Source organism: Streptococcus sp. 1004_SSPC, from assembly GCF_001069025.1.
Lineage (GTDB): Bacteria > Bacillota > Bacilli > Lactobacillales > Streptococcaceae > Streptococcus > Streptococcus vestibularis.
Genome location: NZ_JWGQ01000024.1, coordinates 1 through 391, shown reverse-complemented (window position 1 = coordinate 391; position 391 = coordinate 1). Strand labels below are relative to the sequence as shown.

The 391-nt window shown below is 36.3% G+C and carries 1 protein-coding gene; it reads left to right on the top strand.

Features of this window, described 5'->3' with window-relative positions:
- Positions 1-391: ISL3 family transposase (locus ADF62_RS10115; protein ID WP_049532306.1), on the top strand; the 391-nt coding region annotated here is incomplete at both ends.

The following is a 391-nucleotide window of genomic DNA, read 5'->3' as shown; positions in this document are numbered from 1 at the left end:
CGTAAGTTATCTTGTAAATCATTTCACTCGAAGACCTTTGGTCAAACCTTAAGTCCACATGAAGTCGTTAGGAAGACACTAGACTTTTCAGAAGAATTCGCTAATTATTATAACCTCTATCAGCTCTTGCTGTTTCACTTTCAAGAGAAGAGGGTAGATGAGTTTTTTGAGCTCATAGAGGAGAATATAAGCAAGGTCAATTATTACTTCAAAACTGTCTTTAGGACCTTCCTTAGACATAAACCATACATCAAAAACGCACTAGAAACACATTACTCAAATGCAAAATTGGAGGGGACCAATAAGCTTATCAAAGACATCAAACGTCTGGGCTTCGGTTTTAGAAACTTTATTAACTTTAGGAAGCGTGTTTTCATCACTCTGAACATAC